Genomic DNA, 11,954 nt, shown 5'->3' with positions numbered 1-11,954 from the left:
GCGTCGAGGACGCGCATGAGCCTATTTCGCAACTTCGTCTCTGTCGGTTCTATGACATTAATCTCGCGCGTGGCCGGCCTCGCGCGGGACATGTTGATGGCGGTGGTCTTGGGAGTTGGCCCGGCCGCGGACGCCTTTTATGCCGCCTTCCGCTTCCCCAATCTGTTCCGACGCTTATTTGCCGAAGGCGCGTTTAACACCGCCTTTGTGCCGATGTTCTCGGGCGCGCTTGAAACGCAAGGCAACGCCGGGGCCAAGGAACTGGCCTCGCGGATCATGAGCTGGCTGGTGGTGGCACTGATCATCGTCACCATCTTGGCCGAAGTTTTCATGCCCCAGCTGATGGCACTGTTTGTGCCGGGCTTTGTCGGCGATAAAGAAAAATTCGATCTGACGGTTTTGTTGACCCGGATCATGTTCCCCTATCTCGCCTGCATGTCGCTGATGGCGGCCTATAGCGCGATCCTAAATACGCTAAACCGCTATTTTGCTTCGGCTTTTGCGCCGGTTCTGCTCAATCTCGTCAATATCGCCGCCCTCATCCCGCTCGCCACATTCTTCGTGCAAGCGCCGCAACAGGCGACACTTTGGGTGGCCCTTGCGACCATGCTCGGCGGCGTTGCCCAGCTTATTTTGGTGTGGGGCGCAATCCAGCGCACTGGCATGAAGCCCAAGCTGCGCCTGCCGCGCTTTGATGCAGATGTGCGCCGGTTCTGGGTTCTGGCTGTTCCGGCGATCCTCGCTGGGGGCATTACCCAGATCAATATTTTCGTCGGGACGATCATCGCCTCGGGCGGTGAGAACACTATTTCGATCCTCAATTTCGCCGATCGTCTCTATCAATTGCCGCTCGGTATCATTGGCATCGCCATTGGCACTGTGCTTTTGCCGGAGTTGAGCCGCCACCTCAAAGGTGGTCGCGAAACTGAAGCGCGGGCCTCTCAAGACCAAGCCCTCTTTATCTCCATGCTGCTCACAATGCCGGCGGCCTTTGCGCTGGTCGCGCTGGGGGAGCCAATTGTCCGCGTGCTGTTTGAACGTGGGCAATTTGGTGCGATGGATACGCTCTATACCAATGAAGCGCTTATTGGTTTTGCTATCGGGCTCCCCGCCTTTGTGCTCATCCGCATCCTCCAGCCAGGGTTCTTTGCGCGCGAGGATACGGTCACACCGACCGGGTTTGCGCTGGTGAGTGTGGTGCTCAATATTGGGATTTCGCTGCTGCTGTTCCCAAGCTTAAAACACCTTGGCATCGCCTTGGCGACCAGTGTCTCCGCCTGGGCCAATGTGGCCTTAATGGGCGTCACATTGGCATATCGTGGGCACTTCAAGCTCAGTTGGGCCCAATGGCGTGGTCAAGTGTCGATCCTGCTGGTTAGCGCCATCATGGGTGGTGGCCTGTTCATTCTCGCCGACCAAGGTCGGGGCCTTTTGGGGACTGGCTCCCCCTTCTGGATACAGGCGGGTGTGCTCGCCATTTTGATCATGTTCGGTGTCGTGCTCTATTTCACACTCATACACATCACAGGCACACAACGCCTCGGTCAGCTTTTGCGACGGTTCAAACGTCGCTAATTGGTTTTCATCTTCTGTCGGGCCGTATAAAACGGTCCTCAAATTTCCCGTCTTGGGTTGAAGGACATCATGAATTTTAGCCCCCGCGTTTTTTCTGGCATCCAGCCTTCCGGTGATCTGCACTTGGGCAATTATCTCGGCGCCATTCGCCGTTTTGTGCCTCTTCAGCATACGCACGAAACCATCTATTGCGTGGTTGATATGCACGCCATCACGGTCTGGCAGGAGCCTGATGCGCTGCGCCGCGCGACGCGTGAAGTGGCCGCCGCTTTCATCGCTGCCGGTATCGATCCGAAGAAGTCGATCATTTTCAACCAGTCGCAGGTCGTTCAGCATGCTGAACTGGCTTGGATCTTTAACTGCGTCGCGCGCATCGGTTGGATGAACCGCATGACCCAGTTCAAGGATAAGGCTGGTAAGAATTCTGAGGCGGTCTCGTTGGGCCTCCTCGCCTATCCTTCGCTCATGGCCGCAGACATTCTGCTCTACAAGGCGACGGAAGTGCCGGTTGGCGACGACCAGAAGCAGCACCTTGAGCTCACTCGCGACATCGCGGCAAAATTCAACAATGACTATGCCAAGTCCATTGCTGAGACCGGCGCGGCCAATGTTGATGGCGAATTCTTCCCCATTACCGAGCCACTGATTGCCGGTCCTGCGACCCGCATTATGTCGCTGCGTGACGGCACCAAAAAGATGAGCAAGTCGGACCCGTCCGATCAGTCGCGCATCTCGCTGCTCGATGATGCTGATGCGATCTCGAAAAAGATCAAGAAGGCGACCACCGACCCGGCTGAGCTGCCGAGCGACGTCGAAGGCCTAGCGGGCCGTCCTGAAGCGGACAATCTCGTCGGCATCTATGCAGCACTCAGCGACAAGACCAAGGCCGAAGTGATTGCCGAATATGGCGGCGCTGGTTGGGGTAAGTTCAAGCCAGCTCTGGCCGAGCTCGCGGTTTCCGTTCTCGCGCCAATGAACAATGAGATGCGTCGCCTGCTCGACGATCCAGCGACCATTGATGCGATTCTGCGCGATGGTGGCGAACGCGCTGGCGCGATCGCTGAGGCGACCATGAAGGACGTCCGCAACATCGTTGGCTTTATCCGCTAATCGGAGGCGCTCATGGTCGCTGAAGTTGAGTACAAACGCAAATTTCTGGTTGTCATCGACGAGACGGAAGAATGCGAACGCGCGCTGACTTTCGCGGCCTATCGCGTCAAACGCACCGGCGGCACCGTGGTGCTCATGACCGTCATTCCCTCCCCCGAGTTTATCGGCTTGGGGGTGGAAGACGTTTTGCGCGCGGAAGCGGTGGAGCAAGCTGAGCGAAACCTCGACTTGCGTCTGGCGCGTATTCGCGAAATTGGCGATGTCCGTACGGAATCCGTGATCCGCGAGGGCAATGGCCCTGAGCAGATTGAAGAGGTCATCGCTCGCGATAAGGATATTGCTATCCTTGTGCTCGCGGCCTCCAATTCCTCCGATGGTCCGGGGCCATTGGCGACCCATTTTGCGGCGCGCGCCAATGTGCTCCCAATCCCACTGACCATCGTTCCCGGTCACATGACCGACGAGGAAGTGATCGCGGTATGTTGAAGACTTAGGCGGCCTCGGCCGCCTTTTGTTTGCGCTTCAAGAACGGGTCATTGAGGAATGTCCCGAAGGGGAAGAACGAAGCAATGGTCGTTCGTGCCCATTCCACCGGCGTAAAGCCCTTGCCCCAAAGGCAGAACACCATAGCGACGATGTAGAGAACGAAGGCGAGGCCGTGGATGCGGCCAGCCGGGGAAATAAGGTCGGGATAGCCGAACCAGTATTTTGCTGGCATGGCGACGCAAAACAGCGCGAGGGTTGTAATACCCTCAAAGACGCCGATATATCTGAATAAGCGGATCATGTTATGTCTCTAGCGCTGCATGGTTGTCCGCGCAATCGTGACGCTCTGTCGCAAATGCAGCTTGCAAGACCCTTGCATTCGCCGCCGAAATAGCTATTTTAGAAGCATTCTAATTTACGAGCAGCATCCATGTTCATCCAGACTGAAGCCACGCCGAACCCGGCAACTCTGAAGTTTTTGCCTGGGCGGGATGTGCTCACCGGTGAGCCACGCGATTTCCGCGACGCCGATGCCGCGACGGCCTCCCCGCTCGCGACCGGCCTGTTCGCAATCTCTGGCGTGACCGGCGTTTTCCTTGGTTCGGACTTTATCTCGGTCACCAAGGACGAAACAAATTGGGCCCATATCAAGCCAGCTATTCTTGGCGTGATCATGGATCATTTCCTGTCGGGCAAGCCGGTTATCGCCGAAGGCGTTGAAGCGCCGCTCAACTTCGACGAAGTCGAAGAATTCTTCGAAGAAGAAGACAAGGAAATGGTCGAAGTCATCAAGGAATTGTTGGCGACCCGTGTCCGTCCTGCTGTGGCGATGGATGGCGGCGACATCATTTTTAAGGGCTACAAAGAAGGCACCGTGTTCCTCCATATGCAGGGCGCGTGCTCGGGTTGCCCTTCTTCCACAGCTACCCTAAAGAACGGCATTGAAAACCTCCTGCGCCACTTTGTTCCCGGCGTAGAGGCCGTTCAGCAGGTTTGATATTTCTTAGGGCTCAGTCCTGAGATAAACAATTAGCAGCAAGCCAGAAGCCCGATGAGTAATCGTCGGGCTTCTGGCTATCTGGTGCCCCAGCCAGACCCGATACAAGAGTTGAGTTCGCCCATGTCCACCACCGTCACCATCGAAACCCTCGGACAGCGGGGCGAAGGCGTCACCAGCATTGATGGCCAGCGTGTTTATGTGCCCTTCACCTTGCCGGGTGAAGAGGTTGTCATTGAGCACGAGGGTGAGCGCGGGCATCTGCAAACCGTCACGACCGCTTCAGCTGATCGTATTGAACCCTTCTGCCCCTATTTCGGTGAGTGCGGCGGCTGCCAGATCCAGCATCTTTCGCCCGATGCTTATAAAGCCTTCAAAATTGGCTTGGTGGAAACAGCGCTCCAACACGCCGGTCTTGAGCACAAGGTTGAGGCTTTCCACATCGCGCATGGCGAGGGACGCCGTCGTGCGACGCTTCATGCTCGCAAGGATGCTGCTGGCTATATGCGCATTCGCTCGCATGAACTGCTCAACATCGAAAAATGTCCGATCCTTGTGCCTGCTCTCGTGCATGCTCCCAAGATCGCGCGGATTTTGGCGGCGTCTATCGGGGAATGCGATGTCAGCTTTACAGCGACCAGCACGGGCCTAGATGTGCACGTTCGCAAGGCCCCAAAGGGCTTGAAGTTGGAGACGCTCGTGCCATTGGCCGCCCAACTGCGTCTGGCGCGTCTCTCCATTGATGGCGACATGGTCTCGGTGCGCCAACAGCCAACGATCACTATGGGACGCTCGGAAGTTGATCTGCCGATTGGTAGCTTCCTCCAAGCGACTGCAGAGGCCGAAGACGTTCTGGCCAGCTATGTCATCGCCGCAGTTGGCAAGTCCAAGTCCGTGGCCGACCTTTTCTGCGGGATTGGTCCATTTGCCCTGCGTCTGGCCGAGAAGGCGCCGGTTTACGCCGCTGATAGCGATAAGGCCGCAACCCTTGCGCTCGCAAAGGCCACACGTTTCACCAAGGGGTTGAAGGCCGTCACCAGCAAGGTGCGAGATCTTTTCCGCGACCCACTTACCCAGTTCGAGCTCAACTTCGAAACAGTCGTTCTCGATCCGCCTCGGGCTGGTGCCGAAGCGCAGATCAAAGAGCTGGTAAAGTCGAAGGTGAAGACCGTGGTCATGGTCGCCTGCGATCCGAAAACTTTTGCTCGGGACGCAAAAACGCTTGTTCAGGCCGGGTTCATTCTCAGTGAGCTAATAGCAGTAGATCAGTTCGCTTGGTCCACTCACATCGAAGTCGCAGGAACCTTCCGTCGGTAAATTTAGCAACCGATAACGATGTACCCGCGTTTCTTCCATCAAGGGCTTGAACGAGACACGCACGTGCCTTCAATTAGGCGCGTTTTGATAAGGAGCATTACTTAATGATGCTGAAGACCATTATTGCCGCCGCTTCGTTTGCAGCTTTGTTTGCTGCGCCAACCTTTGCTCAGGACGCTTCGCCGAACGGGACCTGGGTTGATAAGTGGGGCACGAGCTTCACATTCAAGCTTTGCGGTAGTGGCACCGATCTGTGCGGTACGCTGAACGATATTCAGGGCGACTCGCGTACCCCTGAAAACCTGAAGTTCGTGAATCAGCAGGTTGTGCAGGGCAAGCAGACTGGCCCGAACAAGTGGGAAGGCAATATCTCGCTCAACGGTGGTGGTGCAAAGGCCATTGTTGAACTTAAGAATGCCACCACTATCAAGCTCACCGGCTGTAAGGGCGGCATTTTCTGCTCCAGCATCGATTACATCAAACAGTAATCGATAGATGAATTTGAAAAGCCCCGGGAGACCGGGGCTTTTTTTGTTTAACAGACAGTGGTAACGCGTTCCTTGATCACCTGAAGCACTTCGTCGCCATCGCGCTTCCACCAATTGTTTTGGCTGAAAATCTCTACCTCTTGCGGGCCGAAGAAACCTGCGTCCTCGATCATTTTGCGGATGCCGGGAAGGTCGATAACCCCATCGCCCATCATGCCGCGATCGAGCAAAAAGTCCGAGGTTGGATTGAGCCAATCGCAAATATGATGCGCGAAAATACGCTTCATCCGCCCTGCCCGCGCAATGGCTTTGGCCAAATTGGGGTCCCACCAGACGTGATAAACGTCGATAGCGACGCCAACCGTTTCGCCAAGCTGTTCGCAAATATCGAGCGCTTGGTCGATGGTGTTCACGCAGGCGCGGTCCGCAGCATACATAGGGTGCAGCGGCTCGATGGCGATCTTCACATTGGACGCATTGGCGTGTGGCAGGATGGCGGCAATGCCGTCGCACACCTGTTTGCGGGCTTCAATGATATTGCGGCTGCCCTGCGGAATGCCGCCCACCACTAACACAAGACAGTCTGCATTGAGCGCCGCGGCTTCGTCGATAGCGCGCAGATTGTCTTCAATATTGGCCTTCAGCCCTTCCGCGGTGAGGGCTGGGAACATGCCGCCACGGCAGACGCCCGTCACTTGCAGCTTGTTGTCCCGAACAATCCGCGCAGCTTCTTTAAGGCCAATGGCTTGGATTTGATCGCGCCACGGCGAGATGGCGGTAATTCCAGCCCGCAAGCACCCGTCGACAGCTTCGGCAAAGCCCCACTGCTGGCGCGTTGTGGCAAAATTGAGAGAGATGCCTCTTTCGGTCATGCGGAAACTCCATTGACGGCGAGGAAGGCCTTCATGTGGCTCGTGGCGAGTTCTGGGTCGGCCAGCACGCGGGCCTTGTCAGCAAGGCGGAAGAGCTCGGCAAAGTGCTGCACGGAACGGGTCGACTGCTGCCCGCCGACCATCTGAAAATGATCCTGCAATCCGTTGAGATAGGCGAGGAAGACGACGCCGGTTTTGTAAAAGCGGGTGGGCGCTGCAAAGATGTGACGGCTCAGCGGAACCGTTGGCTCCAAAATGTCGAAAAACTCATTGGTATTGCCACGGCCCAAGGCCGCGAGACCGGCTGATGCTGCGGGCGCAATGGCGTCAAAAATGCCAAGCAGGGCGTGCGAAAAACCTTGGTCGTCGCCAGCGATCAACTCGGCATAATTGAAATCGTCGCCCGTATACATTTTGACCTGGCTCGGCAGGCGGCGGCGCATGTCGATCTCTTTTTCTGCCGAGAGTAGAGAGATTTTGATGCCGTCGACTTTGTCGGCGTGAGCGGCGATCACATCGAGGCACACGTCCATGGCTTCGTCATGCGTACCCTTGCCCCAATAGCCGAGCAAAGCTGGATCAAACATTTCGCCCAGCCAATGCATGATCACCGGTTGCTTCACCTGGCTCAGGACATGGCCATAAACGCGAGCATAATCGTCTGGCGACTTGGCTGCAGCGGCGAGCGCGCGGCTGGCCATGAGGATGACGCGGCCACCCTGCCCTTCAACGAAATCAACCTGTTCGTCATAGGCGCGCAGAATATCGTCAATAGTGACGTCTGGTCCGGGCGCCAGATGGTCGGTGCCGGCGCCATAGGCGATGAGACTGTCAGAGCGACTGCGGGCTTCCACCTGCGAGCGGCGGATCAGCTCCTGCGCTTCGGTCCAGGTGAGGCCCATGCCGCGCTGGGCTGTGTCCATGGCCTCGGCAACGCCAAGCCCGAGGTCCCACATGCGATGGCGGAATTTCAGCGTCGTGTCCCAATCAATTGCTGGGGTCAACCAAGGGTCGACGCTCGCCAGCGGATCGGCCACGACATGCGCTGCCGAATAGGCGATGCGCGGAAAGTCGCTGGCTTTGAATTTCACGAAGGGGATCGGATCGCCCTTGAGCACATAGGGCGTAATCGAACGATCAGCATTGGGTAGGTTTAACTGTGGCATCGGCATCTCCTCAAGCCTTTGCAAACGCCCACCGCCGCCTCAAAACACGTTCGAGGCGGCGCCGGGAGGGTTGAGCGAAATTAGAATTCGAGCTTTGGCACATCGAGCCAGCGGCGCTCGGCCCAGCTCTTGAGGCCCAGTTCGGCCAGCTGCACGCCCTTGGCGCCGGCCTCAAGGCCGTATTCCCAAGGCGCGTCCTCGGCGACATGGCGCAGGAACATTTCCCACTGCGCCTTAAAGCCGTTGTCGGCTGGCCAGTTGTCCGGAACTTCTTCCCAATCGTTGAAGAAATTCATGGTCTGGGGCTGGTCAGGGTTCCACACCGGCTTTGGCGTGTTGACGCGATGCTGGGTCCAGCACTTGTGGAGGCCTGCAACGGCGGAGCCGTGAGTACCATCGACGTGGAAGGTCACGAGATCGTCGCGACGGACGCGCGTTGTCCAGCTCGAATTGATCTGGGCAATGATGCCGCCTTCGAGCTCAAAGGTTGCGTAAGCTGCGTCGTCGGTATCGCAGTTGAAAGTATTGCCCTGCTCGTCGACGCGCTTTGGAATATGGGTCGCACCCAGGCAGGAGACGGCCTTCACTTCACCGAAGAGATTGTCCATCACATAGCGCCAGTGGCACAGCATATCGAGGATGATGCCGCCACCGTCGTTCTTGCGATAGTTCCAGCTTGGGCGCTGCGCCTTCTGCCAGTCGCCTTCAAACACCCAATAGCCGAACTCGCCACGCACCGAGAGAATGTCGCCGAAGAAACCGCTGTCGCGGAGCATTTTAAGCTTCATCAGGCCGGGGAGGAACAGCTTGTCCTGCACCACGCCGTGCTTGAGGCCAGAGGCGCGGGCGGTTTTGGCCAGGTTGACCGCGACTTCGAGATCGTCCGAGGTCGGCTTTTCGCAATAGACATGCTTACCAGCGGCAAGTGCCTGTTCGATCAGGCCTGCGCGCATCAGCGTCGTGCCAGCATCGAAGAAAATCTCGTCGTCCTTATTGGCCAGTGCGGCCTCAAGATCGTCGCTCCAGCGGGCGATATTGTGCTTCTTCGCCAGCGCTTCGATCTTGTCGCGATTACGACCAACGATGATCGGATCGACAACGAGGCGGTCGCCATTGGCAAGGCTGATGCCGCCTTGATCCCGTATGGCCAGAATAGAGCGCACCAGATGCTGGTTATAGCCCATGCGCCCCGTGACGCCGTGCATGATAATGCCTACCCGCCGAACCGCCATCAAAACCTCCTCAGGATCGCGCTGTGTAACTGTGTAGTTACTTAGGCGAGGAGAATGACGGCCGTCAAGCGGGTTTGCGTAGGCATAAAGTGGTGAGGTTAGAGCCCCATCACCATTTTTACGCCCATCAGACCGAGAAAGATCAGGATCATTCGGTCAAAGGCCTTACGACTCAGTTTCCCAGCAACGCGCTGTCCGAGGGGCATAAAGATGGCGATCGGGATCAGCGCCAGAAGCGCTTCTAGCATCCAATCTGGCTTCATAATGCCGGAGATGAATAGCGCGGGGAGGTGGATAAATCCGAGGAGTAGGAACATGGCCGAGACGGCATAAACATGCACGCGCCGGTCCAACCCCATGGCATGGATAAAGGTCACGCCAACGGGTGCCGAAATGCCGGTTGCGCCTTGCAATATGCCCGTGCCAACGCCGGTGAAGGGTGCCAGTTTTTGCGCCACAGTGGGGGCAATGGAGAAGTGCGGGTTCTTAATTTTGAGAACAAAATAGACCAGCAGCACAATGCCAAGGCTGAAGATCAAATAGCGCTCTGGAAGATTGCCCAAGAGCCATGTGCCGAAGCCAACGCCGACGGCGCAGGTCACCAAAAACATCGGCATAAACTGCAAGCGCACGTCCTTGGCGCCATCACGAAATTGCCAGACCTGAGCAATATTGGTAACGATCTGCACCACGGCCATAATGCCCACAGCATGCTGCAAACCAAAGGCCGAGGTCAAAACCGGCAATGCGATCAGGGGCAGCCCCATGCCTGTTGCGCCCTTCACAAAAGCTCCCGCTGCCAAAGTTAAGCCCAAGATGGCCAAGCGTTCCAATTCCATGATTGCCCCGAAGAGATATGTTCGTCCGCGCCACCATACCAAGCCGGACTTTCGCCAAGCAATTACCGCATGGCGTGATACTCTAATAGGCCAGAGTTAGCGCTCACTAAATCACTGATCGGTTACTTCTAGCTTGACACATAGTTTTTAGGCACCCAATCTGCCCGGGTGAGCACCAGAATACTGGGCTCCAACGGGAGGAGTTTTAGGATGAAGCAGTCACTGCTGCGCGTCGTCCTCGCGTCGAGCACTGCTGTGTTCGCGCTGGGCGCAACTATGGCCATGGGTCAGGAATGGAAGCCTGATCGTCCAATCAATCTCATCGTACCGTGGGGCGCTGGTGGGTCGACCGATCAGGTGACCCGTGTCACAGCGCCGATCCTTGCTGAAGCCCTTGGTGTTGAAGTCGTCGTCGTCAACCAACCTGGCGCCTCCGGTGCCATTGGCACGCAGGAAGTGCTCAACGCTGAGCGCGATGGCTACACCTGGACCGCCAATGCGATCGCCAACAACGCCACCTATTCGGTGACGGGGCTTTTGGAAAACACCAATATCGACGACTGGCATATCTATCTCTCCGTTGCCAACGTGCCGGTAGTCTCAGTGCCGACAGACAGCCAGTTCAAGGATTTCGGCGAACTTTTGGCGGCGTTCCAGTCGGACGCTGGTAGCGGCATTTCCGTGGCGACAGCCGGTATCACCTCATCTGGTGGCACAGCCATCGGCGCGCTTTCGGGCGCGGCGGGCGGCTTTGACTACAACATGATCACCTATGATGGTGGCGGCCCAGCTGCGATTGCAACAGCCGCTGGCGAAGCCATGGTCACAACGCAACTTGCCGTTGAGCAAACCGAACTGATCCGCGGTGGACGTCTCAGAGCTCTGGCCGTGTTGTCCAATCAGCCGCTTGTTATTGAAGGCGCTGAGCCGATCCCACCGATCACAAACTGGCTTCCAGACATGGAGTTGGCGCCGGATTACTTCGGTATTTTCGTGCCAAAGGGCGTGCCGGCCGAGGTGGTAGCCACACTCGACAAGATTTGGGCTGAGAAGGTCTCAACATCTGAAGCGGTAAAAACCTACGCTGAAACCTTCGGTGCCGTTTTCGCTCCATCCTATGGCGAGGAAGCGCGCGCTCTGGCGATGCCGGTTGTGATTCTTGAGGCCTGCGATTCCGTTGGTCGCGGTGAAGCGGTCAACGATCCGTCCACCATTGGCATCGATTGCGAAACCCGCACTGAGATGGCCAAGAACTAACACCAACCAACCAACCGCTGGCTTTCGTGAAAGCTAGCGGTTGGCTCGATGTTGGTGGGGCCGTACCAAACTTTAGGCACATAAAATGACCCTCTCTGCTCAGCACGAGGATGCTGCGCGCATACGCGCCGATCTTATCACTGCGATTATTCTGATCGCACTCGGCCTTGCCGTTACGTATCTGTCTTGGACCATGGATCGGCTCGCCGTGCGCCGTATTCACCCAGCAACGATACCGGGTCTCGTGCCCTTCGTGCTCGGCGTTGCCCTGACCCTGTGTGGGTCCCTGCTCGCCTTTCGGTCATGGAAGCTCGATACCAAGGCTGGCGGGGTAGCTCTGCTGAACCTGCTGCTTTCGTGGCAAACTATTCGCGTTGTCACCGTGGCCGCTCTCGCCTTGGTCTACACATTGGGGCTCGTGGGCCGCATGCCGTTCTGGCTGGCGTCGGCGCTCTTTGTGTTCGCCTTTATCGTCTTGTTTGAAACCGTACTGGCAGATCGGCCCGCCAACCTCGTGCGGACACTGATCTGGGCACTGGTGGTCGCGCTCGTTGCAGGCGTGGGCGTCAACTATGTGTTCGGCCAGATTTTTCTGGTTCGGCTGCCTTAGGAGAC

Annotated in this window: 13 protein-coding genes; 8 read left to right on the top strand and 5 right to left on the bottom strand. The window is 57.2% G+C overall.

Annotated features, from left to right (window positions below):
- Window positions 1-15 precede the first annotated feature (15 nt).
- The 3 genes from murJ to HKD40_RS03785 all read left to right on the top strand — a co-directional run bounded on the left by murJ (window position 16) and on the right by HKD40_RS03785 (window position 3,171).
- The gene (gene murJ / locus HKD40_RS03795; protein WP_169194391.1) at window positions 16-1,575 is read left to right on the top strand and encodes a murein biosynthesis integral membrane protein MurJ; all 1,560 of its coding nucleotides are present in this window, start codon (window positions 16-18) and stop codon (window positions 1,573-1,575) included.
- A gap of 69 nt (window positions 1,576-1,644) precedes the next feature.
- The gene (gene trpS, locus HKD40_RS03790; RefSeq protein WP_169194390.1) at window positions 1,645-2,685 is read left to right on the top strand and encodes a tryptophan--tRNA ligase; all 1,041 of its coding nucleotides are present in this window, start codon (window positions 1,645-1,647) and stop codon (window positions 2,683-2,685) included.
- 12 nt (window positions 2,686-2,697) lie between these two features.
- Window positions 2,698-3,171 carry a universal stress protein gene (locus tag HKD40_RS03785; RefSeq protein ID WP_169194389.1) on the top strand — a complete coding sequence of 158 codons (474 nt, stop codon included), beginning with the start codon at window positions 2,698-2,700 and terminating at the stop codon, window positions 3,169-3,171.
- A 4-nt stretch (window positions 3,172-3,175) separates the two neighbouring features.
- Here the strand turns inward: HKD40_RS03785 and HKD40_RS03780 are convergent, their stop codons facing one another.
- Window positions 3,176-3,472: a DUF3817 domain-containing protein gene (locus HKD40_RS03780; protein WP_169194388.1), complete on the bottom strand. Its 297-nt coding sequence runs from the start codon at window positions 3,470-3,472 to the stop codon at window positions 3,176-3,178.
- A gap of 129 nt (window positions 3,473-3,601) precedes the next feature.
- On the opposite strand from HKD40_RS03780, the gene HKD40_RS03775 reads away from it, so the two are divergent.
- The 3 genes from HKD40_RS03775 to HKD40_RS03765 all read left to right on the top strand — a co-directional run bounded on the left by HKD40_RS03775 (window position 3,602) and on the right by HKD40_RS03765 (window position 5,973).
- Window positions 3,602-4,168 carry a NifU family protein gene (locus HKD40_RS03775; protein WP_169194387.1) on the top strand — a complete coding sequence of 189 codons (567 nt, stop codon included), beginning with the start codon at window positions 3,602-3,604 and terminating at the stop codon, window positions 4,166-4,168.
- Window positions 4,169-4,222: 54 nt separating this feature from the next.
- Window positions 4,223-5,485: a methyltransferase gene (locus HKD40_RS03770; protein ID WP_248305892.1), complete on the top strand. Its 1,263-nt coding sequence runs from the start codon at window positions 4,223-4,225 to the stop codon at window positions 5,483-5,485.
- A 104-nt stretch (window positions 5,486-5,589) separates the two neighbouring features.
- Window positions 5,590-5,973: a hypothetical protein gene (locus tag HKD40_RS03765; RefSeq protein WP_169194386.1), complete on the top strand. Its 384-nt coding sequence runs from the start codon at window positions 5,590-5,592 to the stop codon at window positions 5,971-5,973.
- A gap of 47 nt (window positions 5,974-6,020) precedes the next feature.
- Here the strand turns inward: HKD40_RS03765 and HKD40_RS03760 are convergent, their stop codons facing one another.
- From HKD40_RS03760 to HKD40_RS03745, 4 genes are all read right to left on the bottom strand, one after another.
- Window positions 6,021-6,845, bottom strand: a complete 825-nt coding sequence (locus HKD40_RS03760; protein ID WP_169194385.1) for a sugar phosphate isomerase/epimerase family protein — start codon at window positions 6,843-6,845, stop codon at window positions 6,021-6,023.
- A complete protein-coding gene (locus HKD40_RS03755; protein WP_169194384.1) occupies window positions 6,842-8,011 on the bottom strand; it encodes a dihydrodipicolinate synthase family protein in 1,170 nt (389 codons plus the stop codon). Before HKD40_RS03755 ends, HKD40_RS03760 begins: the two co-directional genes overlap by 4 nt.
- 80 nt (window positions 8,012-8,091) lie before the next feature.
- Window positions 8,092-9,243, bottom strand: a complete 1,152-nt coding sequence (locus tag HKD40_RS03750) for a Gfo/Idh/MocA family oxidoreductase (RefSeq protein WP_169194383.1) — start codon at window positions 9,241-9,243, stop codon at window positions 8,092-8,094.
- Window positions 9,244-9,341: 98 nt separating this feature from the next.
- Window positions 9,342-10,082: a sulfite exporter TauE/SafE family protein gene (locus HKD40_RS03745; RefSeq protein ID WP_169194382.1), complete on the bottom strand. Its 741-nt coding sequence runs from the start codon at window positions 10,080-10,082 to the stop codon at window positions 9,342-9,344.
- 210 nt (window positions 10,083-10,292) lie between these two features.
- Here HKD40_RS03745 and HKD40_RS03740 point away from each other — a divergent pair, with 210 nt between their 5' ends.
- Both HKD40_RS03740 and HKD40_RS03735 read left to right on the top strand, forming a co-directional pair.
- Complete coding sequence (locus tag HKD40_RS03740) at window positions 10,293-11,339, top strand: tripartite tricarboxylate transporter substrate binding protein (RefSeq protein ID WP_169194381.1); 1,047 nt, start codon at window positions 10,293-10,295, stop codon at window positions 11,337-11,339.
- A gap of 85 nt (window positions 11,340-11,424) precedes the next feature.
- The gene (locus HKD40_RS03735; protein WP_169194380.1) at window positions 11,425-11,949 is read left to right on the top strand and encodes a tripartite tricarboxylate transporter TctB family protein; all 525 of its coding nucleotides are present in this window, start codon (window positions 11,425-11,427) and stop codon (window positions 11,947-11,949) included.
- Window positions 11,950-11,954 lie beyond the last annotated feature (5 nt).

This window comes from Devosia sp. MC1541 (assembly GCF_012847305.1).
In the GTDB taxonomy this organism is placed as follows: domain Bacteria; phylum Pseudomonadota; class Alphaproteobacteria; order Rhizobiales; family Devosiaceae; genus Devosia.
This window is presented reverse-complemented; position numbering and strand designations above follow the sequence as displayed.

Coding starts and splice junctions, on each gene's coding strand:
- murJ (WP_169194391.1), top strand. CDS start 16: ATGAGCCTATTTCGCAACTTCGTCTCTGTCGGTTCTATGACATTAATC.
- trpS (WP_169194390.1), top strand. CDS start 1,645: ATGAATTTTAGCCCCCGCGTTTTTTCTGGCATCCAGCCTTCCGGTGAT.
- HKD40_RS03785 (WP_169194389.1), top strand. CDS start 2,698: ATGGTCGCTGAAGTTGAGTACAAACGCAAATTTCTGGTTGTCATCGAC.
- HKD40_RS03780 (WP_169194388.1), bottom strand. CDS start 3,472: ATGATCCGCTTATTCAGATATATCGGCGTCTTTGAGGGTATTACAACC.
- HKD40_RS03775 (WP_169194387.1), top strand. CDS start 3,602: ATGTTCATCCAGACTGAAGCCACGCCGAACCCGGCAACTCTGAAGTTT.
- HKD40_RS03770 (WP_248305892.1), top strand. CDS start 4,223: ATGAGTAATCGTCGGGCTTCTGGCTATCTGGTGCCCCAGCCAGACCCG.
- HKD40_RS03765 (WP_169194386.1), top strand. CDS start 5,590: ATGATGCTGAAGACCATTATTGCCGCCGCTTCGTTTGCAGCTTTGTTT.
- HKD40_RS03760 (WP_169194385.1), bottom strand. CDS start 6,845: ATGACCGAAAGAGGCATCTCTCTCAATTTTGCCACAACGCGCCAGCAG.
- HKD40_RS03755 (WP_169194384.1), bottom strand. CDS start 8,011: ATGCCACAGTTAAACCTACCCAATGCTGATCGTTCGATTACGCCCTAT.
- HKD40_RS03750 (WP_169194383.1), bottom strand. CDS start 9,243: ATGGCGGTTCGGCGGGTAGGCATTATCATGCACGGCGTCACGGGGCGC.
- HKD40_RS03745 (WP_169194382.1), bottom strand. CDS start 10,082: ATGGAATTGGAACGCTTGGCCATCTTGGGCTTAACTTTGGCAGCGGGA.
- HKD40_RS03740 (WP_169194381.1), top strand. CDS start 10,293: ATGAAGCAGTCACTGCTGCGCGTCGTCCTCGCGTCGAGCACTGCTGTG.
- HKD40_RS03735 (WP_169194380.1), top strand. CDS start 11,425: ATGACCCTCTCTGCTCAGCACGAGGATGCTGCGCGCATACGCGCCGAT.